General features: G+C 46.0%; 13 protein-coding genes. 3 read left to right on the forward strand and 10 right to left on the reverse strand.

The features are described 5' to 3' along the window. Nucleotides 1-32: 32 nt before the first annotated feature. The 4 genes from H6F52_RS17290 to surE all read right to left on the reverse strand — a co-directional run bounded on the left by H6F52_RS17290 (nucleotide 33) and on the right by surE (nucleotide 2,197). Nucleotides 33-968 (reverse strand): NAD-dependent epimerase/dehydratase family protein, encoded by a 936-nt coding sequence (locus H6F52_RS17290; protein ID WP_190536215.1) that lies wholly within the window; start codon nucleotides 966-968, stop codon nucleotides 33-35. Nucleotides 969-979: 11 nt separating this feature from the next. Beyond that, complete coding sequence (locus H6F52_RS17295) at nucleotides 980-1,237, reverse strand: hypothetical protein (RefSeq protein ID WP_190412779.1); 258 nt, start codon at nucleotides 1,235-1,237, stop codon at nucleotides 980-982. After that, complete coding sequence (locus H6F52_RS17300; protein WP_190412893.1) at nucleotides 1,234-1,419, reverse strand: hypothetical protein; 186 nt, start codon at nucleotides 1,417-1,419, stop codon at nucleotides 1,234-1,236. Before H6F52_RS17300 ends, H6F52_RS17295 begins: the two co-directional genes overlap by 4 nt. A 100-nt stretch (nucleotides 1,420-1,519) precedes the next feature. Beyond that, nucleotides 1,520-2,197 (reverse strand): 5'/3'-nucleotidase SurE, encoded by a 678-nt coding sequence (gene surE / locus H6F52_RS17305; RefSeq protein WP_190536216.1) that lies wholly within the window; start codon nucleotides 2,195-2,197, stop codon nucleotides 1,520-1,522. Between the two features lie 78 nt (nucleotides 2,198-2,275). Here surE and H6F52_RS17310 point away from each other — a divergent pair, with 78 nt between their 5' ends. After that, complete coding sequence (locus tag H6F52_RS17310; RefSeq protein ID WP_190536217.1) at nucleotides 2,276-4,429, forward strand: HEAT repeat domain-containing protein; 2,154 nt, start codon at nucleotides 2,276-2,278, stop codon at nucleotides 4,427-4,429. Nucleotides 4,430-4,466: 37 nt separating this feature from the next. Here H6F52_RS17310 and H6F52_RS17315 read toward each other — a convergent pair whose 3' ends face one another. Then, entirely contained in the window at nucleotides 4,467-4,871 is a 405-nt protein-coding gene (locus H6F52_RS17315) for an NIL domain-containing protein (protein WP_190412776.1), read from the reverse strand. Between the two features lie 72 nt (nucleotides 4,872-4,943). On the opposite strand from H6F52_RS17315, the gene H6F52_RS17320 reads away from it, so the two are divergent. Further along, entirely contained in the window at nucleotides 4,944-5,549 is a 606-nt protein-coding gene (locus H6F52_RS17320) for a thioredoxin family protein (RefSeq protein WP_190439919.1), read from the forward strand. Between the two features lie 176 nt (nucleotides 5,550-5,725). Here the strand turns inward: H6F52_RS17320 and H6F52_RS17325 are convergent, their stop codons facing one another. Further along, nucleotides 5,726-6,595 carry a hypothetical protein gene (locus H6F52_RS17325; protein ID WP_190536218.1) on the reverse strand — a complete coding sequence of 290 codons (870 nt, stop codon included), beginning with the start codon at nucleotides 6,593-6,595 and terminating at the stop codon, nucleotides 5,726-5,728. 144 nt (nucleotides 6,596-6,739) lie between these two features. Beyond that, nucleotides 6,740-7,621 carry an aspartoacylase gene (locus tag H6F52_RS17330; RefSeq protein ID WP_190536219.1) on the reverse strand — a complete coding sequence of 294 codons (882 nt, stop codon included), beginning with the start codon at nucleotides 7,619-7,621 and terminating at the stop codon, nucleotides 6,740-6,742. Between the two features lie 227 nt (nucleotides 7,622-7,848). On the opposite strand from H6F52_RS17330, the gene H6F52_RS17335 reads away from it, so the two are divergent. Next, nucleotides 7,849-8,757, forward strand: a complete 909-nt coding sequence (locus H6F52_RS17335; RefSeq protein WP_190536220.1) for a LysR substrate-binding domain-containing protein — start codon at nucleotides 7,849-7,851, stop codon at nucleotides 8,755-8,757. Nucleotides 8,758-8,892: 135 nt separating this feature from the next. Here the strand turns inward: H6F52_RS17335 and H6F52_RS17340 are convergent, their stop codons facing one another. From H6F52_RS17340 to H6F52_RS25320, 3 genes are all read right to left on the reverse strand, one after another. Then, nucleotides 8,893-10,548 carry a PfaD family polyunsaturated fatty acid/polyketide biosynthesis protein gene (locus tag H6F52_RS17340; RefSeq protein WP_190536221.1) on the reverse strand — a complete coding sequence of 552 codons (1,656 nt, stop codon included), beginning with the start codon at nucleotides 10,546-10,548 and terminating at the stop codon, nucleotides 8,893-8,895. A 185-nt stretch (nucleotides 10,549-10,733) separates the two neighbouring features. Beyond that, nucleotides 10,734-17,666, reverse strand: coding sequence for a PfaB family protein (locus tag H6F52_RS17345; RefSeq protein ID WP_190536222.1), 6,933 nt, complete (start codon nucleotides 17,664-17,666; stop codon nucleotides 10,734-10,736). A 112-nt stretch (nucleotides 17,667-17,778) separates the two neighbouring features. After that, nucleotides 17,779-20,178 (reverse strand): SDR family NAD(P)-dependent oxidoreductase, encoded by a 2,400-nt coding sequence (locus H6F52_RS25320; RefSeq protein WP_199300603.1) that lies wholly within the window; start codon nucleotides 20,176-20,178, stop codon nucleotides 17,779-17,781. Between the last annotated feature and the right edge of the window lie 64 nt (nucleotides 20,179-20,242).

Below are 20,242 nucleotides of genomic sequence, written 5' to 3' on the forward strand. Positions count from 1 at the left end.
CTCTTTCGTGTCTTCGTGTCTTTGTAGTTGATTTAGCCTGCTTCTAGAATTTCGTTATCAATTGAGAAATCTATCTCGGCTTTGTTCCGACCAGAGGCAAGATAATCTTTCTGGAACGAGTTTTTTAGCCCAGAAATTAAGTCATATTCTGGTTGCCATCTTAGTTCAGCCTTGGCTTTATTTACTGAGGCGAAGAAGTGCTGAAGTCGGAAAGGAAAAGCTTTGCGTTTGCCAAAGTCAAACTTTTTGGGTTCGTAGTGGAGAATTTGTAAATTCTCAGGGGACTTCCCGGCTGCAATCGCACAAGCACGCGCTAGACCATCAAAAGTAACATAGCGATCGCCCGACACATTATAAATCTGTCCCACTGCCTGAGAATTGCCCAAAACTGCTGCCATTGCCACCGCTAAGTCTTTTACATGACCGAGTTGGGTGAGATGGAAGCCATGTCCGGGCATGAGAATTGGGCGATCGCGCACAATCCGGTCGAAAAACCAAGCTTCCAGATCGTTATAATTCTGTGGGCCGTAAATATAGGTAGGACGAATCGACGTAAAAGGCACTTTCTGTTGTGCTAGGTAAGCTTCCGTTTCATGCTTACCTTTGTGACGACTTTTTGGATCGACGGCATCCCCTTCTACATGAGGCATCTGATCTGACTTTTGATACACACCCGCAGAACTCATGTAGATAAAATGCTGCACCCGATCCTTAAAAATTTCTACTAAAGGTTGGGTGTCGCTCAATTCCCGACCATTATTATCAAAAATTGCGTCAAATTTTTCTTGAGATAACTTTTCTTTTAGTTGCGAAGCATCCGTGCGATCGCCCTGAATTTGTTTGATACCTTCAACGGGCGCTGGTTTATTTCCCCGATTGAACAGCACCACTTCATGTCCTTGTTCTGCCAAAATTTTTGTTAGATAAACCCCGATAAAACGGGTTCCGCCCATGATTAAAATTCGCATTTTGATTAATTCTAATTATTTATATCTTTTGCGGATATTTTCCAAGACCGCCCTTCACAGTGAACTTCGTCCCCGATGATTTTAACTCCACCGCGAGCGATCGCAAATAGTTCTTGCCTTTCTTCATCGGTCAAGTAATCATCACCTTTAAGACCACTTGGGCGCTTTCGAGGATCGCCTCCTGCATCCAAGTAGCGCTGTCGAGATAAAGCAAAAAGTTCTTTTATTCTTGCATACTGTTGCTTTTCAATCTCAGTAGGTTTTGTCATCGTTCCGATACCCATTTGATAGGAACAATATCGCTATTTTGCAGGAGTCGAGCATAGGGTAAGACATTGCTAGGGGTTTCAATTACCCAAATTCCTGTGTCTTCATCATACACCGCATTGCTAAGTAGCTCTAAGGTATCTAAGGCGTTGAGAATTAGGTATTGTGCTTCGGATGGTTCCACCACTATTGAGTTCAATTTAACCTTGGCTATCTTACACGAAGGGACTGCATTAAGGGATTTTCGCTAACTCTTATGGGAGCGGTATCTTACCTCACCTTTTTTAAAGTCGCAGCTGAGTTACGGCGATTTTGCCGGAAAAGCAGACATCAACATCGCTACCAGGAGTGCGATCGCGTTTGGCATATTCTCCGACGTAGTAAAAATTATCGCCTTCAACGCGATAGTTAACTGGCAAGGGTTGCCGAGAAGGTTCGCAAAACACCACTTCCGGATCGGGATCTCCGGGTAACAAATGCGGCAAATTCACATTCCAAAACGTTCCCGGTTCAATGGTACGGTTGAGTAGATCGGCTAAAATTCCAGCCGTCCACCTCGCCGCCACATCCCAATCGACATTCAGTTTACCTTTGCGATAGTGGGAAACGGCAATCCCCGGAATGCCATGAAAGGCTGCTTCGCGCACAGCGGCGACAGTCCCTGAAATGTAAACATCGGCTCCTAAGTTGCCACCGGCGTTGATGCCAGAAAGGACAAACTTGACAGTAGGGCAAAGATGCGTAAGTGCAATGCGAACGCAATCAGCGGGAGTACCCGCGATCGCATATTCAAAATCCGAGCGACGCCGGACATGAATCGCTTGAGTTGTCGTCACCTGATGACCGCATCCGGATAAATGGTCTTGAGGAGCCACAATCATCCCCTTGCCATTCATCGCCTTGTGCAGCGCTCGGATTCCAGGAGCGTCTATTCCGTCGTCGTTCGTTAAAATCAAAGTCATATATTTTTTTGCTGAGTCGGACGTAGCCTAGACGGTTTGCTCAAGCACCCATTGATTCAAATGTGAGAAGGCAACTAGATGGAATTGCATCACCAACCGATTCAGGAATCTTACACCGCCGAAAACCTCCTCCAACAGGTACTCTCACTGAGTGATGACCAGCTCAAACAGGAATATTTAAATTATCTGAAATGGACAGACCCCATAGTCCAGATGTTACAGCGCTTGGAGGAAAAAGCTCAGGTAGTGCGAGTCGTGAAGTTAGCCTTAGAAGTGGATTTGAGGTTAGGCGCACAGATGGCAGGAGCCGTTAAACCGGAGTTTCAAGCCGCAACCGTCGGTTTAGTTGCTTCTCTAGAAGTTCCTCAAGAGTTGAAATTTCAACTTTTAGGCATCACTGGCTCTGATAGTGCAATCCCCAGCCTACTCCCAGCGCTTCACCACCCTGACGATAAGGTGCGTGAAAGTGCAGCTTATGGCTTAGCTTCCATCGGCACCGATGCAGTCGTGACAGCGCTGCTGGAAGTATTGAACGATGACGACTCTGGTGTTCGCTTGAGTGCAGCTTATGGATTAGGTTCTATCGGCACCGATGCCGCAGTGATGGGGTTGCGGCAAGCGTTGAACGATGAAGATTTTCAGGTGCGCGAGAGTGCAGCTTATGCCTTAGGCGCGATTGGTACCCAGGCAGCCGTAGGGGTGCTGCGGCAAGCATTGAACGATGAGGACTTTGATGTGCGTGGGAGAGCTGCCTACGCTTTAGGTCAAACCCCCACCGAGGAAGCAGTGTCGGCGCTACTGGAAGCTTTGAACGATGCAGATTTTCGGGTGCGTTACAATGCTGCCTATGCTTTAGGTCAAATTCCCACTCAGCAGGCGGTATCAGCGCTACTGCAAGCGTTAAATGATGAAAACTATCGGGTGCGTCAAAAAGCAGCCGAAGCATTAGGTTCGATTGGCACGCAAGAAACGGTGATGGCGCTACGGCAAGCGTTGAACGATGATGACTTTGATGTTCGCCGAAGAGCTGCCTATGCTTTAGGAAAAATTGGCAGCGAGGAGGCGGTGGCGACACTACTGGAAGTGTTGCAGGATCGAGACTATCGGGTGCGCGAGAGGGCTGCATTCGGCTTAGGCCTTACCCGCAATCCGTTGGCAGTATCGGGGCTGCTGAAGGCGCTGAAAGATGAAGATTATGAGGTTCGCAGTTGTGCTGCCTATGGGTTAGGTTTAGTCGGTTCTCCGGCGGCAATGTCAGGGTTGCTAGAAGCTTTAAAGGATCGTGACTTTTATGTTCGCAGGGGTGCTGCCTATGCTTTAAGGAAAATCGGCAGAAAGGGCATCGAGCCTGCGCCTGCCCAAGCGGCGGTAGCTGGGCTTTTAGAAGCTTTGGACGATGACGATTCGTGGGTGGGTTGGATGGCTGCCTATGCCCTGGGTTCTATGGGCAAGGAGGAAGGCGTAGCGGCGCTACTGAAAGCTTTAAACCATCCAAACTTTGATGTTCGAGAAAAAGCGGCTGAGGCTTTAGGGAAAATCGGCAGTGAAGTCAGCGTTGTGGGGCTGCGACAAGCGTTACATGATGAAGACTTTGGGGTTCGTCAAAGTGCTGCCGCTGCGTTAGAAAAAATAGGCTCCCCAGCAGCGGTAGCGGGACTTCTAGAGGCTTTGCACGATACCGACTATCGGGTGCGCGAAAATGCTGCCTCTGCTTTAGGCAGCACTGGCTGCCAGATTGCCGTAACCGGGCTGCTGGAGGCTTTGCACGATACCGACTATCGGGTGCGCGAGAAGACTGCGGAGGCTTTAGGGGAAATCGGTTCTCCGGCTGCGGTGGTGGGGCTGTTGGGGGCGTTGAACGATGAAGACGCGACTGTGGGTGGAAGCGCTGCTTGGGCATTAGGTCAAATCGGCACTCCAGCGGCGGTAGCAGCACTGCGACAAGCTCTCAACCACCCAGACGCTAGCGTTCGAGGGAGTGCTGCTTGGGCCTTAGGTCAAATCAATAGCCCGTCGGCTGTAGGGGCGCTCAGGCAAGCTGTTAACCACGAAGACGTTAGCGTTCGGGAGAAGGCTGCCTATAGTCTAGGGAAAATCGGCAGCGCTGGAGCATTGCCTCATCTACGCCAGATGCTCTTAAAATCGGAGAATAGCGTTGCTCTTAGCACGATCCTCGATGCGATCGCTGCCATTCAAGAGCGCTGCGGTTACTACAATTATGCGATCGCCTAGTCTTGGACTCAATTCGCCAAAAAGAGGCATTTTCAATTCAAAAATTAGTGGAAATTGCCTCTACGGGACAGGTGGGAATGCACTGTTCGCAGACAATACAGCGCGATCGCGTAAAATTAAGCCGAAATGTCTGCGGTTCTAACGTCAAAGCTTCTGTGGGGCAAACGCCAGTGCATAACCCGCAGTGAACGCAAACGTCTTCATCGATCGCGATCTCGCGACTGGCAAAAGAAACGCTGATGTCTTGCGATCGCATCCATTCGATTCCCGCATCTATTGCATCAATATCGCCCAAAAGTTCCACCACTAGCTTCCCAATTTGATTGGGTGCCACTTGGGCACGAATAATATTCGCCGCTACATTAAAATCCTTCGCCAGTCGATAAGTTACTGGCATCTGAATCGCTCGTTTGGGAAAAGTCAACGTTACTCGTTTTTTCACGGCAAAGGTAGCTCTGGAGGGAGTTGGTACACTAAAGGTAGCTCATCTATAACAATCGTGAAAAAATCTTCGATGGCTGTGAATTCACCTGAATCAACTGCAACCTCCCAGCCGCCGTCGCTAGGAACCGGCGCGAAACGTGTCACAAACTTCTTGATTGCTTTAGTAGCGATTGTCCTCAGCGTTTTCCTATTCTTGGGACTACAAACTGAGACAAGTTCAGTTTCCCTGGACACCCAAGCTGAGCAATCTACACCGTTAGAAGTGGCTTTGAGCAATGGCAAGCCGACGTTGATGGAATTTTATGCGAACTGGTGTACCAGCTGTCAGGCAATGGCAAAGGATCTGGGCGAACTGAAAGAGCAGTATGCTGATTCGATGAATTTTGTCATGCTAAATGTGGATAACAATAAGTGGTTGCCAGAGATGACGCGCTACCGCGTTGATGGGATTCCCCATTTTGTCTATTTCGGCAATAACGGAGACGCGATCGCTCAAACGATTGGTGAGGTGCCTCGTCCCGTCATGCAGGCAAACATTGACGCCCTTGTTGCTTCTGTACCTCTGCCTTACGCCCAAGCTGGGGGACAGGTTTCTGCCTTCCAATCACCCGTTACACCCGCCAAAGTTAGTCAGGATGATCCTCGCAGCCACGGTAGCCAAGTAAAAAGCAATTAAGAATTACGAGAACAGTCGCTGTTAGAAGATTTTTGGGGTTTGCACCGATCAATCAGAAATCCATCCTGGTGATACCTGATTGCTGAAGGTAACGCCAAAAATGACGCCCACTCAAGGGTTTTGGACAGGGTTTCTCTAGTTGTATGTCTCTTGTCCAGTCTTAAACAGATGCCCGATCACATACAGCCACAGCCGCAGCCGTTGTTCGTACTATCATTACTACCACCACCACTGTTATTGCCGCGACTTCCGAACAGGGAAAAAATGAGGAATATTGGCAGCCACCACCAAAACGATCCTGAAGATTTTTCCGAAGTAGGACGATCTTTGTTCTTAGGAGTAGGGGTTGGAGTCTTGCGAGGTAGCGGAGAATTTTCGCTTGTTTGAGCCAGTGCTAATTCAGAGCTTATAGAGTGAGTTGTCTGAGTAGAAATCCCTGCTATCAGTAGCGTAGAGCTGCTGATAGTTAGAACTAATATAAATGACAATAGAGCGATCGCTAGGAATTGCCCCAAAGGCAAGCGAGGGAGATAAATAGATGGCAACCAAGTCAGAGTAAAAGATGGTTTGGGTACGATCCAGTACCGATGAGTGTTGACTTGTCTGCACTCAATGTCTTTACCAAATCGAGTGTTGGGTGGTGACCAGATATCGCTAGGAGGTTGCTGTCCAAAGAGTTTTTCGTAGCTAATCAGCGTCTCGTTATAGCACCTGTAAAAATTATCCTGTTCGCTGGAACCGCCCTTCGTTGGGTGATGGTGCAATGGTTTTTTTAAAACTTTGTCACAAAACTCATCCCAGTAGGAATGAGTGTAAGTTAAGTGCAAATGCCAAACTCGATCTACTTGATCGGAAGGCGTGACAGGATGCCCAACTACAAGGGCAAGAAAAATAAACTTTTTGTATTCGTTAATGGCACGCTGAGTATATTGAGCCGTCCAACCGTTTTCTCTTGCTAACCTTTGACTAAAGGGAAAAGCAGACTCCGGATCGTCAAGGGGGAATTCTTGAATACTTTGGTAAAGTTCTGCCTGCTGCGCCTTCATTTATGACTCCTTTGTGTTTTTGAATTACCGATTTACTTTTTATTTTTGTTAATCAATAAAATCCACAATTCCAAGTTCGCGATATTTTTTAACTGACGAAGAGTTAGAAATGATTTAATCTGAATTCGACACTTGAGACTTTTGCTAAATGGTGACTTCCTGCTTTTCAGTCAAACACATAGCAACTCCTTTTTCATAGTAGGCTGCTTCATTGATAAAGACTGGATAAACTGTTGCTTCACCTTCATAAGCGATCGCTTGACCATCAAACGTTAAAAACATGAGATCGCCGGGATGAAGCGCTTCATAATCTCTAAATTGAAGCTGGGGATGAATCATTGCCTGAATCTCTCCAAACTCATTCCTGGGATAGTCTATTGTCTGGATGCTGTGATAAACGGTAAGGGTATCTCTTACAGGAGGTGGCGTTCCCTGGTTGTAGGCTTCCGTGTAGTCTAAAATTGCCTGGACAAGTTCCTCCGTTTGCTGAAATAAAGTTGCATCTAATACCCCTTGAGCCACCGCACCGACTTCAACTGTGCAGCCGAATTCACAAATTGAGTCCAGATGAGGGGTGCCTTGATTTCTGGTTGTCGAGTAAAGTACCTTCACTTTTGAATGAAAAGATGTGAGATAAGCCGCTAATTGAAGGTTAAAAGGTTGCTTGCTAGCGAGAATAATTGTTAGCTCCATGTTTGCTGTACTGCTGTGTAAATCAACAACCAAATCTGCCTGATGGCTCCCCCCAGAGCCAAATTTCCCATAAATCTCCTTGGCTCGTTGCGCTTCGTAACTAGAAAGACTCGAATTCTCCAAATCCTGGCGAAGAAAACAGCGATTAAGGTCGGTATCAACATACCGTTTCCCGATTTCATAGGCTTTGGGATTCGCTAACAGGGTAAGAGTTTCAAAGCTAGGTCGCTGAATCAAGTTGGGCGATCGCTCGAATTTCTTCACTAAGTAAATTCCGGTGAGTTCGTTTCCGTGCGTTCCCCCTACAATGGCAACACGCTCGATCTTCTTCATAAAATAATGGCTCCCTATACTTATTTACAACACTATCTATTAACTTAGATGTGTTGAGGTTGATAACGTCTTTTCATCTAGATTAACGAAGGGTTTACTAGATGTCTAATACTTTCTTGGCTAGGCAACTATATTGCAAAGATATAGTGTTTAAAAACTGATATTAATTTGACATTTGCATTCCTATCTTGCCAAGATTAGGGCAAAGACATAGTGGTGAAGAACGAATGGAGCTTCGGCATTTGCATTACTTCATCGCGGTTGCAGAGGAGTTAAACTTCTCTCGTGCTGCTGCTCGTCTGCATATCGCGCAACCTCCCTTGAGCAAACAAATTCACGATCTCGAAGACGATCTGGGAGTGCAGCTGTTCGATCGCACCCAGCGACCGCTCCAGTTAACCCTCGCTGGAAGAGTCTTTTTAGACGAAGCTCGAAGCGCGATCGCTAGCGTAGATCGTGCGGTCAATATGGCGCAACGTGCTAGTCGTGGAGAAATCGGGCGTTTGGTAATCGGCTTTACTAGCTCAATGGCAAACAGCTTTTTGCCAGATATTCTGCGAGTTTATCTTGAACGTTTTCCGCTTGTGGAACTCGTCTGGCGAGAGTTAGCAACTTCCATCCAAATGCAAGCACTGCGCGATCGCCATCTGGATGTTGGCTTTTTCCATTTGCCGTCCTGGATGCAAGAAGAAGTTGATTTATCCTGGATGACGATTTGCCATGAGTCTTTAATTGTCGCTTTACCAGAGACTCATCCACTGGCGAGCCAACCTCAAGTTTCCTTAAAAGCACTGGCACAGGAAGTGTTCATCCTTCCTTCTCGTCAATTCTCTCCAGTCTTATCTGAACAGCTCGAACATCTGTGCCAACAATCGGGTATTTCCCCCGTTGTCATCCAGGAAGGAACGCTGATGCTAACAATACTCGGCTTAGTCGCTGGTGGGGTTGGAGTTGCCTTGCTCCCTGCTAATGTCCAAAATCTTCAACGCAAGGGTGTCTTATACAAAAACATCGCTGAACCAACACCAACTGTCCCAATGGCGGCTGTATGGCGACAGGACGATGCTTCAGCGACTTTGCGCGAGTTCTTGGGAGTGACAAAAGCGATCGCGCAGACTAACTCAAAAGCGTCTTAATCAAAACATAAAAACGCCTATACGCGATCGCTTGCCTCCACAGTTTAAGGCATACCGATAGAGACAGCCCAGAGGCTTTTTACGGCAAAGTTCTTTAAAATGCCAGCCCCTGGTACCAAAAATGTTTAGACTATCCTAAAAAAGAGGTTTTGGACAATAGTTCCAGTATTGTGCAGGCATCGATAACCCCTGTAGTTTCAAGTTTTGCAGCCGGTACAAAAAGCCAGCACCAATCATTATGTGATCGGCAACATCAACTACACGACGATTATTCGCTTGAGCCAGATAAGAACCCTTCACCCATTCATTAAACGATCCCATTGAGGGGCCACACCAGATTTGATAATCCATTTCACGACCTTTCTCACCCGCATTAGACCAACGGGAGGACAAGCCCAAATAGGAGCGGAAAATCAGAGCCATTTTACGTTTAGGATTGTTATCTGCTCTGGTTATTTGATCCGGGTCGCGTTGAGAAAAATAAGCAACCGTATCTTCCCAAACCGACTCTAGACTCTTCCTGAAGATTTCTTTTTCTAATTTCTCTCTTTCCACAACCGGAATTTCTTCAATTGAGTCATAGTTCTTGTAGAAATCAAAGAGTTTTTGCGCCCGCATTGGGAAGAGACTGCCACGTTTCAGGACTTGCAATTTCACCCCCATTTCAAACATATCCGCCGCTGGTGCCATACTCACATCAGCCATAGCCGCTTGAGCTAGCAAGTTTTTGGTATGAGTAGAAGCTCCAGCTTCAAGACAGGATTGGTTAATGGAGCCTGTCACCACATAAGCGGCTCCCATCATAAATGCCCCTAATGCTGACTGCGGTGTACCAATTCCTCCAGCCGCTCCAACTCTGACAGGTTGTTCGTAACCATATTTTTCCTGAATTTCATCCCTAAGAGCCAGAATCGAAGGTAGGAGACAAACTAGGGGACGATTATCTGTATGACCGCCAGAATCGGCTTCTACAGTGATATCGTCAGCCATTGGAATTTTTTCAGCCAAGGAAGCTTGCAACTCAGTAATTAGCCCTTGAGCAACCAATTGCTTGAGCATTTTAGTGGGTGCTGGTTGCAAAAATTTAGTTGCAACTTCTGTCCTAGAAACTTTGGCAATGATTTTGTTTTTGATCTCGATTTGATTCGCCGAATTGAGGCTAAGTCCTGCTGCCCGATAATAAACAATGTTGGGTGTCAAATCCAGAAATGCGGAAGCTTCTACGGTGGTGACGCCGTATTTGAGATATAAATTGATTGCACCCCGCTCGATTGCAGCTTCGCTAGGACTGTGGATCAAATTAAATGCATAAGGCCCTTCTGGAAGTGCTTGCTGAATGCGGTGAATAGCAGTTTCAATGCGAGAAGGAACTAAGCCCGCGGCACCAAAGGCACTGAGAATCTTTTCTTTACCAAGGGCAATTACCATTTCTTCGGAGGCAATGCCATTCGCCATTGACCCCGTACTATAAGTATATTTTACCCCGTGAAAAGTCAGGAAACTGGGGTCTCCCAACTGTTGAGGAACTAGCGGTGGCACTGCTGTCAAAGTTTCCACGGATTCAGTTTTGCCGTTATTAGCATCCCCTAAATAACCTTCGTTCGTGACCCCAATTTGGCCTTGCTTGCTAACGATGTAACAGGGTTTATCTAAATTCAGCAGTTTAGTCTTGATACCTTCTTCATCAAAAGCTACAGAATTTAAAGAACCCTGCCAGACTGGATTTTGATTGTTCGGATTTCCTGAGAAACGAAGACCATTTTTGTTTTGCGTTAAAGGTATTGCCAACATAGTTTCTTTTTCCAATTCAAGCCAATAACAGATTGTAGATTGTCGGTTGGGTTGACTCCCCAAATCCCTCCCCTAGGAGAAGAGGGGCTTCCGGACTCCCCTTCCCTACTAGGGAAGGGGGCTGGGGGTTAGGTTCTTAATTCACCAACAGTACTAACTGAACCATAGTGTGAGTTTGATAGATTTTAATCAGACTCAACTAAACAAAGAGCGATGTCTTTAACTTCATAGATTCTCAGGTTGGGTTTCCACAAACTGGCATCACCGATTAAGGTGACTTTGTTTGGAGTAATATCCACTTTGGAAATATGAACCTCTAAATACATCTCGGTATGACCATGAGGAATTTGTCCGCGATATTTCCAAACGATTAGATGGTCGATGGCTTGGACAAAACGGGGAGATTTGAATTGTTTACCAAGATCGTTCTGCAAGGCATAGACTTGCATCGCTTGCAAAATCCCCTCAATTCCTAATGAACCAGGCATGACCGGGTCAAGGTAAAAATGACACTTGAAATACCAGTCATTCGGCTTTACCTCTTTTCGGGCATAGATGTAGCCTTGCTGATAGTTCCCTCCTCCTTGAATAATTCGTACTTCATTCAGGAGGTCTAACTGATACTGAGCAAGCCGATAATGGGGTCGAGCCTGATTAAGGCGATAAAACTTGGCTCTACTTTCCGGACTCCTTAAGTCGATTTTTGCTTTCGCGAGTCCGGTGGTATTTTCCGTTTCGTACCAGGGTGGAACATCCTTACCGCGATCCAGTCCTACCTGATTTGCTAAAGATTGGGGGCTAAAATGACCAAATGCGGCAGTTCCTTCATAAAACGGTTCGCCATCGCAAACCATTTGAAAATCAAAACTCTGAATAATCACTCCCTGGATATTGGATGAAGACAGTAACCGGGCTGTATTCGTAATCGTCTTTCCTCGAATATCTATATCCTTGAGAAGGCGACCCTGTCCATCAAGATTGCGGAAGTACAAGTCTTGATTTGGATACAACAAAGTAGTTCCTAAATAAGCAGAGAGAAAACCACAGGGTTGCAGAGCTATCTCCATTAAAATTGAGTACGGTATTGTCGGAGAGGAGTTTTGGCGATAATACCAAGGCTCTGTGGGAACGTCGTATTCAGTAACAATACTGGAATTTTTTGTTAGTTCATGGCGCTTACCATTCACTTCCAAAACGCGATGCACCAAATTGAGATGAGTATTGGGCATTCGCGAAGCTTTGACGCCACCGTTGTCATAAATCTCGAATTCTGGGCCAAAACACTTAGCAACCGAACCCAGACAAAATTCGTTGACTTGATCTTCATTTAATAAGGCTGGTTTCCGGGGGAATCCTGCCTTTTGTTGAGAGTTGTTTATCGCTTGTTCAACAGAAATTGAATGATTAGGGTTCTTTTCAGATAGCTGCAAGCCTAGGTCTTGGAAGTGAACAACAATTTTGCCGTTCAGGATGACTTCAACATTACATTTTGCATAAGGTTTTGGTGTAATGCCAATTTCAGTGATTTCCATCCGATAGATTAATTTGCCCGAAATGGGAGTCACCTGTCCGCGACAACGGACGACCTGTGGCAAACCGGGAATCGGTTGAAATCTAGCATCAACCGTGTAGGTTTGCAATCCTAAATAGAGAAGATAGAATTGCAAGAGTTGACCGCACCCTTCTGCCATCAGGGAACCAGCCATCACCTGATCGTCTTTGAAGTGGCAGGGGAAATACCAATGATCTGGGTCAAGAAATTTTTCGCCGATAATTAGACCTAAACCCCAAGCCCCTCCTGTCGGTTCTACTGATGTGATGCGATCGATCATGAGCATTGCCTTCGGGGGCAAGCGCAGGGAGGGATTTAAGCCATCTTGCCAATAATGGTCTCCTAAGCAGGCAGCAATATTACCCTCGGTGAGGGATAACATATCTGACTCATCTAGGCTTGATTTTTGACAGATTAGCAGAGGCTCAAACTTTTGCTTTGGAATCTTGCTTCGCGCTTCAAGTTCTTTATCGGAAACAATAATTCCCTTACCATTTTCGAGTTGTTCGTCGGAAAAGAATCCGGCACAGCCTCCGTCCATTTTGAGGATCATTTTATCCCCAACAAAGCACTCGTAACTAAAGAAAAATAGTAGGTTATCTCCGCTTCGCACAAAAGAATTTATGCGGATGTCATAACGCAGGGTTTGTCCTTCTTTGGGTAAATCATCCAGAAACGTTAGGGTGCAATCAAGCAAGCGATAAACTAGGTCGCCTTTATTCTCAAAATCAATTCCTAGGTAGCTGATTAATAATAAATCGCATTGACCAGATTCTACACTGATTGCCCAAGGAGCTTGACCATCAACAGCGTACCAGGCATTCTGTGGAATATCGTATTCGGTTGTAATTGAAGAGGGTTTAAAGCTATTTATTTCCCCATCGAGTTTAGTAACCCTGCTCACCAAGAGATAGGGCGGAACTGGCAGCCGCACTCGCCGGGAATAGGAATCGATAATTTCATAGTCTTTACCGAAGACACGGGAAATTTTCCCTTCAGCAAATTCTAGTAAATCTGCTTCATCCCAAACAATATTAGAAGGCTTTGTGTAACTATTGCGCTGAGGATCTGAAGTTGCAGGGGCTATCTGACCATTGCTCTGAGCTGATATATTTTGATTCAATAATTGTTCGGCTACAGCTATTTGTAGCTGAAATATCTTCATCATTTGGTTTTGATGATTAGTTGTCTGTTGGGGTTCTTTTGCTATTGTCATGGCTTTTGCTTTATTACCTCTTATTATCTCTTTTCGGAAAATCTCACAATTTTCAGCGGTCAATATTTTAGAATAAATTCGTCTTCCACCCAAAGTAACTTTTTTAACAATTGATTGACGTTGGATAGATTTTTCTGGCACTTGAGAATAAAGTGGGGACAAATCCACAGAGACGCCGTGACTCACAAGTTTTGCTAAAACCCTGACCACTCCAGTATGGTCATCAACGCCTTTGGTATTGATGGATATGGCAATATGCTCTTGTTGCTTAAGCGTTTCGCTAATCCATCGAGAACAGTTGTTTCCTGCGCCTACCTCAATAAAGATTCTGACACCATCTTCGTAGACACGATGAATAATTCTAGGGAAATCAACCGTTATACAGCAGATTTTGGCGGCGTTATGGGCCAGAGAATTAGTATCTAGCTTAATCGGAGCGTAATTTACTCCAGAATAAAACTGAATATCGGGTACATTTTGGATGGGAATTGTGTGTAATTCAACCAATCCCTCATACTCAGTATTTGTTGGTTCGCAGTGCAATACACTGTCAAAATTGATGGGGAAATATTTGCACTTGAGAGTTTCAATCACTCTTAAGCAAGCTTGCGGATCTCCACCAATTACTACTTCTTCTGGAGTATTGATAAATGACAGATAAACACGTTCTTCCTGCTTTAGGACTTCCTTAACTGTCGATACGGGCGCTTTGAGAACATAGGAAATCCAAAATTTTTCCGAGCGATCGCTTTCTGACAAACCCCAAAACCTACGTCCTGCTAAACAGGGACCGCATAAATCAGTTCTAAATAGAGGAGAGGACACTAAAGCTTCGCTTAATTTCCCATCATCGCGCCAAATGTCAAGGGCAAACAGCATACTGCTAGCTTCACCCAAGCTATACCCAAATGCAACTTGGGGTTGGACTTGGAAATACTGTCTGAGAATCAGGCTATATAGCACTGCCAAACTGATTCCGGTTTGGCACATTGCTACTCCGTCACCCAAAAATTCTGCCTGTTTCTCTGCTTGTGCTTGACTGGAAAGTTTTTCTAAACTTTTGGGATAATGAAGTTTCTCGTGCATGACCTGACCTGGATAGGGAGTCAGAGCCGAGAAGCTATCGTAAACTTTAGGAAATAGCTGGAAAATGTCCCGTCCCAGCCCCAGACCAGAACTAGCCATACCAGGGTAAACAAAGGCAACTTTACCCTCATTTCCTAAAGGTTTCGGTGTGAAATAACTGCCAAGTGGTGTTTTCCATTCTCCGCCAGTTTCAAAGCTTTTTTTGATACCTGCGATCGCTAAGTGGATTTCCCGCAGGATTTCCTGTTTATGAGAACCGACAATCGCTAGGGTATAAGTCGCCTGGGGCGATTTCCCAAAAGCTGTAAAGGTCTGTGTTGCTGCAACGGATAGATCGTCACCCGTTTCAATAAGATTTTGGAGCGAATGCAACTGTTCGAGCAACGCAGATTGATGATTAGCGGTCAGGGGAAATAGATAGAAGGGCGTTTGTTCCAGATACTTGCTAGGACGCTCTTTTTGGCTCAATTCTTCCGAGAGGATGATGTGAGAATAAGTACCATCTATGCCTAAGCCGTTAATTGCAGCCACTCTTTTGGACGCTTCGGGTTCCAAGAACCAAGTTCTCGATTCGGTGGTGACGTAGAAGGGACTTCCTTGCCACATCTGAGGCAGTTTCGGTCTAGACCACTGGGGAGTCGCAGGAATATACCGATGAAACAGGCAGAGGACAGTTTTGATTAAACTCGCCATCCCGGAAGCGGTATAAGTATGACCGATGTTGGCTTTGACGCTTCCCAGGCAACAACTCAAACTCGCTTGGGAAGTTTGATAGGCAGAAAGTAAACCTTTGATTTCGGCTTCATCTTCTGAGGCGACGCCACTGCCAAAAACTTCCAGATACCCGATGTCTGTAGGGTGAATACCTGCTAAATCGAACGCCTGCTGACAAGCTTGTGTGAGCATGCGATCGCTCGTCGATTGATGATTGGCATTATCCTGAATTAAGCTGATGGCATCAATAACGGCATAAATTCGGTCTTGCTCTTGTTTGGCTGTTTCGTGCCGCTTTAAAATGACGGCACCTGCACCTTCTCCGACCATCCAGCCATTCGCGTTTTCATCAAAGCTTAAGGTGGGAATCCCTTGATTAATCGGTGCTAACTGCTGGCGGAATAATACGTTTTCCAATCCACCAGAGAGATCGACAGCGCCGACGACAATAGCATCAACTTCTCCATTAGAGAGCAGGAGTTGAGCGACTTCTAAAGCTTTAAAAACCGAATTTTCTTCGGCAGAAATGGTGAAGGAGGGACCAGTGAAATCCCACTGGGCGGAAATGCGACTAGCCATCACATTGCCGATGAAGCTAGTGTATCGGTTGACTTGCGCCGGAGGATGCAAGCTATCTTTGGCAATAGTTTCCAGTTCGGCAAGTTTTTCGGGAGACAAAGAAATATTTGCTTGTTCCAAGCTCTCTTTGATTTGCCAAGATAAATCGCATCGACCGCGATACTGGTGCAAGGAGAGTTCTGTCCCCATCGCCACAATCACGGCGACATTTCCCCCTTGCGCTAGTTTTGCATCTTTGATGGCGTTGTCCGCCACCTTTAGCATCAATAGCTGTTGAGGAATCAGTTGATCTTCGTCGCGGGGCGGGATTTTGAAATTGAGAAAATCGAGTTCAAAATCTTGAATGTAGGCTCCCAGAGGCGCTTCACCGTTTGCCAAGCCATATTCTTTGAGTAATTGGGGTTGCTCTTCGATACCTTGCCAGCGCTGAGGCGGAAGGGGGATAAAATGCTGCGTTCCCTCATAAATTGTGCGCTCGAAGGCATCTAAACTTTTACAGGAGCCAAAGAAGGCATCCATGCCGACGATCGCTAATGAGTGTTGAGTGTTGAGTGTTGAGTGTTGAGTGTTGAGTTGAGGATTGGGAATTGGGGATTGGGAATCCTCACCTTCTCCCGCCGTTGCCTCTGAAGATTCTAAAATCAAATGAGCATTAGTACCACCAAAACCAAAAGCATTGATGGCGGCGCGTTTTGTCGGTTGTTTTTGAGGCCAGGGTGTCGGGGAAGTAACCATCTGTTCAGCAGCGATCGCGCCTTTTTCTGAACGGAGGGGGTCAATTACGTCGATTGTCGCCGGGATGATCTCTTCACCCATGCTCAAAATCACTTTGATGAGACCCGCGATTCCCGCAGCCGTTAATAAGTGACCAAAATTGGATTTGACAGAACCAATCAGAGGCACCGTTTGAGACTGACCGAAGAAGGTCTCCATCGAGTTGAGTTCGGTGATATCTCCGACCGGAGTCCCCGTGGCATGACACTCAATGTAATCGATACTGTTGGGATGAATTCCGGCTTCGGTATATGCCCGTTCAAAGGCTAAGATTTGCCCTTTGGGATTGGGACTGAGGACGAATTTCCCTTTCCCGTCATTCGATAAGCCAACACCGCAGATTGTGGCGTAGATGCGATCGCCATCTCGCAGCGCATCGCTATATCGTTTCAGGACAACCATTCCGGCTCCTTCTCCAGCTACGAGTCCTCCGGATGACTTATCAAAAGGACGCGATATCCCATCTTCTGGATAAGCGTGGAAAATTGAAAATCCCATATTGATGAAGAACGGATCGGCGCAACTCACCGCACCCGCTAACATCAGGTCAGCTTTGCCGGATAACAGATAGTGACAAGCTAATTTAACTGCATACAGCGATGTCGCACAGGCTGCATCCAGAGATAAATTAATTCCAGATAAAGACAGCGCTTGAGCAATGACTGCTGCCGGATACCCAGCTAACATTCCATTTAAAAGAGATCCATCAGAAGGTGGTTTTTTTAGTTGGAAAGATTCTTCTTCTAAAAGTTGCTGAAGGGCTGAATCAAGAAATTTTTGATAGATTGGTGCAAAAAAACGATGGGAAAAGCGGGTAGGAAAAGAAAGATTCCCCAGAATCACGCCGCATTTTTCCAGAACTGATTGATTTCCTAAATAACCGCTATCTTTTAATGCTTGTTTTGAGACGTATAAAGACCATTGATAAATTTCATCTAAGCTTTTCAGTAACTCAGGAGCCATCTGATACTCGCTGGTATCTAACTGAAAATCTCGAATATACCCTCCCTTTAAACAATAGTATTTATCTAGCTTCCCTTTATCTGTCGAATAAAACTTTTGGGGGTCTACTCCCATTTGTTCGACTGTTGCTAAGCTTTTAAAATCTTTTTTAGCAATTAAATTCTGCCAATATTGCTCAGGACTTTCTGCACCTGGGAATAAGCTAGATAAACCGATGATTGCAATTTTTTCCATTCAATATTCCTAAAAGATTAATAAAAAACGACTTTATTTTAAATAGGCTCTAGCCAGCGTGCTGTAGCAGCGATCGCGACTACAGCACGCTGAATGGTTTCTTAACTCGCCATTACTTAACTCCTACTTTTTCTGAGTTAAAGAATAGACGGTTCAGTTGTTTGCTAATCGTCACTTCTGCCCCAAATACTCGCGAGTAAACTTTTCCTTGGATATCGTGGGAAGTGATGTTCGCCACTAACTTTGTCTCATTGCTAGAAATGACATCCATCGACACGTAAAATGGTTTACCCAAGGGAATCGTTTGGAAATGCTCTCCTTTCTGGCAGCGTAAAGGGAGACTAGCCGCCTGATAAAAATGCCTTACCCAAATCAACATGCACTGAAATTGCACATCTTTGGCGACAAAATCGAATGCCTGTGCCGGAAACTGTCCCCGCTGTTCTTCAGCGATTTGGGGTAAAACACATTCCATCGTCAGGGTTTCTGGCGTAATATTTAAAACTTGTTTTACCCCTTTAAAACTAGGGCCATGAAACAAGGTGCCATCCTGATAAGGCGATAGAAACGCAAACTCTTGACTTTGAGTGGCGTCAAATTTGTAAGTGGGAGCTTCCGGAATTTCCTTCAGGAGTTTCACCTGCCCGTTGTAATGATAGCGGCGTTTTCCGGGTTCCGCTTCACTCCATATTGTCGCTGCGAGTTCGAGCTGCTCGTTCTGGGATTTATTGACTTCCTTCACTTCCAAGATGTATTCGCTTGCCAATGTTTCATCGAAAACAATGCCTTTTAAGACCTTGAAGTTTTCGCAGCTAAAAAACTTGTAGCCAGGATATAGCTGTTCGCTAACATTGGCAAGCCATACTGAACCACAAACGGTTGGTAATACCGCTTGACCACCAATCGCATGATCTTGCAAAAAGGAATTTGCTTTCAGGTTTAATTTTCGATGAATTTGGTAAGTCCGGAGTTCTGAATCTAGCTCTCCAGACACGACTACCAGAGGACTCCCCACTAAGACTTGTACCGTTTCCCGTTCGCCAAAATCTAGTTCGTCAACTAGCATCTGAGTGCCCACTTCAACGGGAATTACCTCAACCTTGCGTTCGGCAAAAATCTGTTTTAACTCAGGCGTAACCATCCCGCCATCCCAAGGTCCCCAATTAAAGGAAGCTACGTGACATTCGGGATGGAGGCGCTTAAAGTGATGGGCAAATTTATTGAGAATCTCATTGGCGATCGCATAATCCGATTGACCAATATTTCCGTAAAACCCAGCGGCTGAAGCGAACAACACCAAATGCTTGATTTGATTCGGATTGACACAACTCAGCAGATTTTCCAATCCTTTGACTTTGGCAGTATAAACGGCTTCAAAATCCTGTTCGGATTTATTCTCAATCAATTTATCTGCCAAATTGCCAGCGCCATGAAGAATTCCGGAGATCGCTCCGAAACGCTGGACGGCATCTGCTAGTTTTTCCTTTAAAGCGATCGCATCGGTAATGTCGGCGCTGAGATATTCTGCTTTCCCACCCGCTTGCTTAATCGCTTCCAGCGTTTGGGCGATTTCTCGTTGGGCTAAAATCCCCTTCAGTGTCTTTTGGACTTTGATTGGGGTGGGTTTCTCTCCTCGTGCAGTAATATCTGCCATAATCCGCTTTTTCAAATCAAATTCATCAACACAGCCTTTTGCCCATGCTGGCTCCGGATTGATGCTTGAGCGACCGAGGAGGATAAATTTGCATCGGTAGCGTTGCGCTAGCTTGATGACACACTGGGAAGTAATCCCGCGTCCACCGCCGCTGACGAGAAACACCGAGGATGGAGTAATTTGATGTGTTGTGCCGCGAGCGTTCTTCTTAACCCTACACATCTCGGCTACCAGGGTGGTTCTCCCCTGGGAACTGTACCCGACTTCGGTAATCAACCGATTGGGGTCGTGAAGTTCCGCGACAATCGATTGGGCGACAAATTCTTCATCGAAAGCGGGACTCAAATCGATGGCGCGACAAAACACCCGTTCCCATTCCAGGTTGAGGGTTTTCGTCAAGCCGAACAGCCCCCCACCGATGGCGCTAAACTCTGTTTTGCGACTTAAACCGAATTGCCCATCCAGGCGGCTCACGGTGAGGAAACAACTGCGTCCTTGACGTGCTGCTTCATTCAGTGATTTTTTGAGGTGCTTAGCAATCAGAAAAATATGCTTGAGGATGGCTCTTTCCGATTCCTGCCCAAGACTTGCTTGAATTGAGGGATGCAGATGAACGAACGTGCCAATCGAGCCGTAGTTTTGCGCGATCGCCATCAGCTGTTGTTTCAAATGCTCCTCGCTCAAATCTGCCAGCACCACACGGTTAATTCCTCCCGGTAACGGTAGCCGTTGGGCAATAACAGATTCGGGGAAACTTAATACAACCACTTTCCACCCTCGGTCTGAAAGAGACTTGACCAATCTGATACTGGCAGGGCTACCGTCATCGGTCAGCAAACAAATGTGATGGTCGGGCAAGGTGAAATCCAGATAATCTGCCTCACTCAGAGGTTGGAGCCTCGCCCGACCGCGTTGAATCTTG

Origin of the sequence: Coleofasciculus sp. FACHB-542 (assembly GCF_014695825.1) — a bacterium.
Lineage (GTDB): Bacteria > Cyanobacteriota > Cyanobacteriia > Cyanobacteriales > FACHB-T130 > FACHB-T130.

Excerpts from the sequence above, each read along its gene's own strand:
- H6F52_RS17290 (WP_190536215.1), bottom strand. The coding sequence starts at position 968 with ATGCGAATTTTAATCATGGGCGGAACCCGTTTTATCGGGGTTTATCTA.
- H6F52_RS17295 (WP_190412779.1), bottom strand. The coding sequence starts at position 1,237 with ATGACAAAACCTACTGAGATTGAAAAGCAACAGTATGCAAGAATAAAA.
- surE (WP_190536216.1), bottom strand. The coding sequence starts at position 2,197 with ATGACTTTGATTTTAACGAACGACGACGGAATAGACGCTCCTGGAATC.
- H6F52_RS17310 (WP_190536217.1), top strand. The coding sequence starts at position 2,276 with ATGGAATTGCATCACCAACCGATTCAGGAATCTTACACCGCCGAAAAC.
- H6F52_RS17320 (WP_190439919.1), top strand. The coding sequence starts at position 4,944 with ATGGCTGTGAATTCACCTGAATCAACTGCAACCTCCCAGCCGCCGTCG.
- H6F52_RS17325 (WP_190536218.1), bottom strand. The coding sequence starts at position 6,595 with ATGAAGGCGCAGCAGGCAGAACTTTACCAAAGTATTCAAGAATTCCCC.
- H6F52_RS17330 (WP_190536219.1), bottom strand. The coding sequence starts at position 7,621 with ATGAAGAAGATCGAGCGTGTTGCCATTGTAGGGGGAACGCACGGAAAC.
- H6F52_RS17335 (WP_190536220.1), top strand. The coding sequence starts at position 7,849 with ATGGAGCTTCGGCATTTGCATTACTTCATCGCGGTTGCAGAGGAGTTA.
- H6F52_RS17340 (WP_190536221.1), bottom strand. The coding sequence starts at position 10,548 with ATGTTGGCAATACCTTTAACGCAAAACAAAAATGGTCTTCGTTTCTCA.
- H6F52_RS17345 (WP_190536222.1), bottom strand. The coding sequence starts at position 17,666 with ATGGAAAAAATTGCAATCATCGGTTTATCTAGCTTATTCCCAGGTGCA.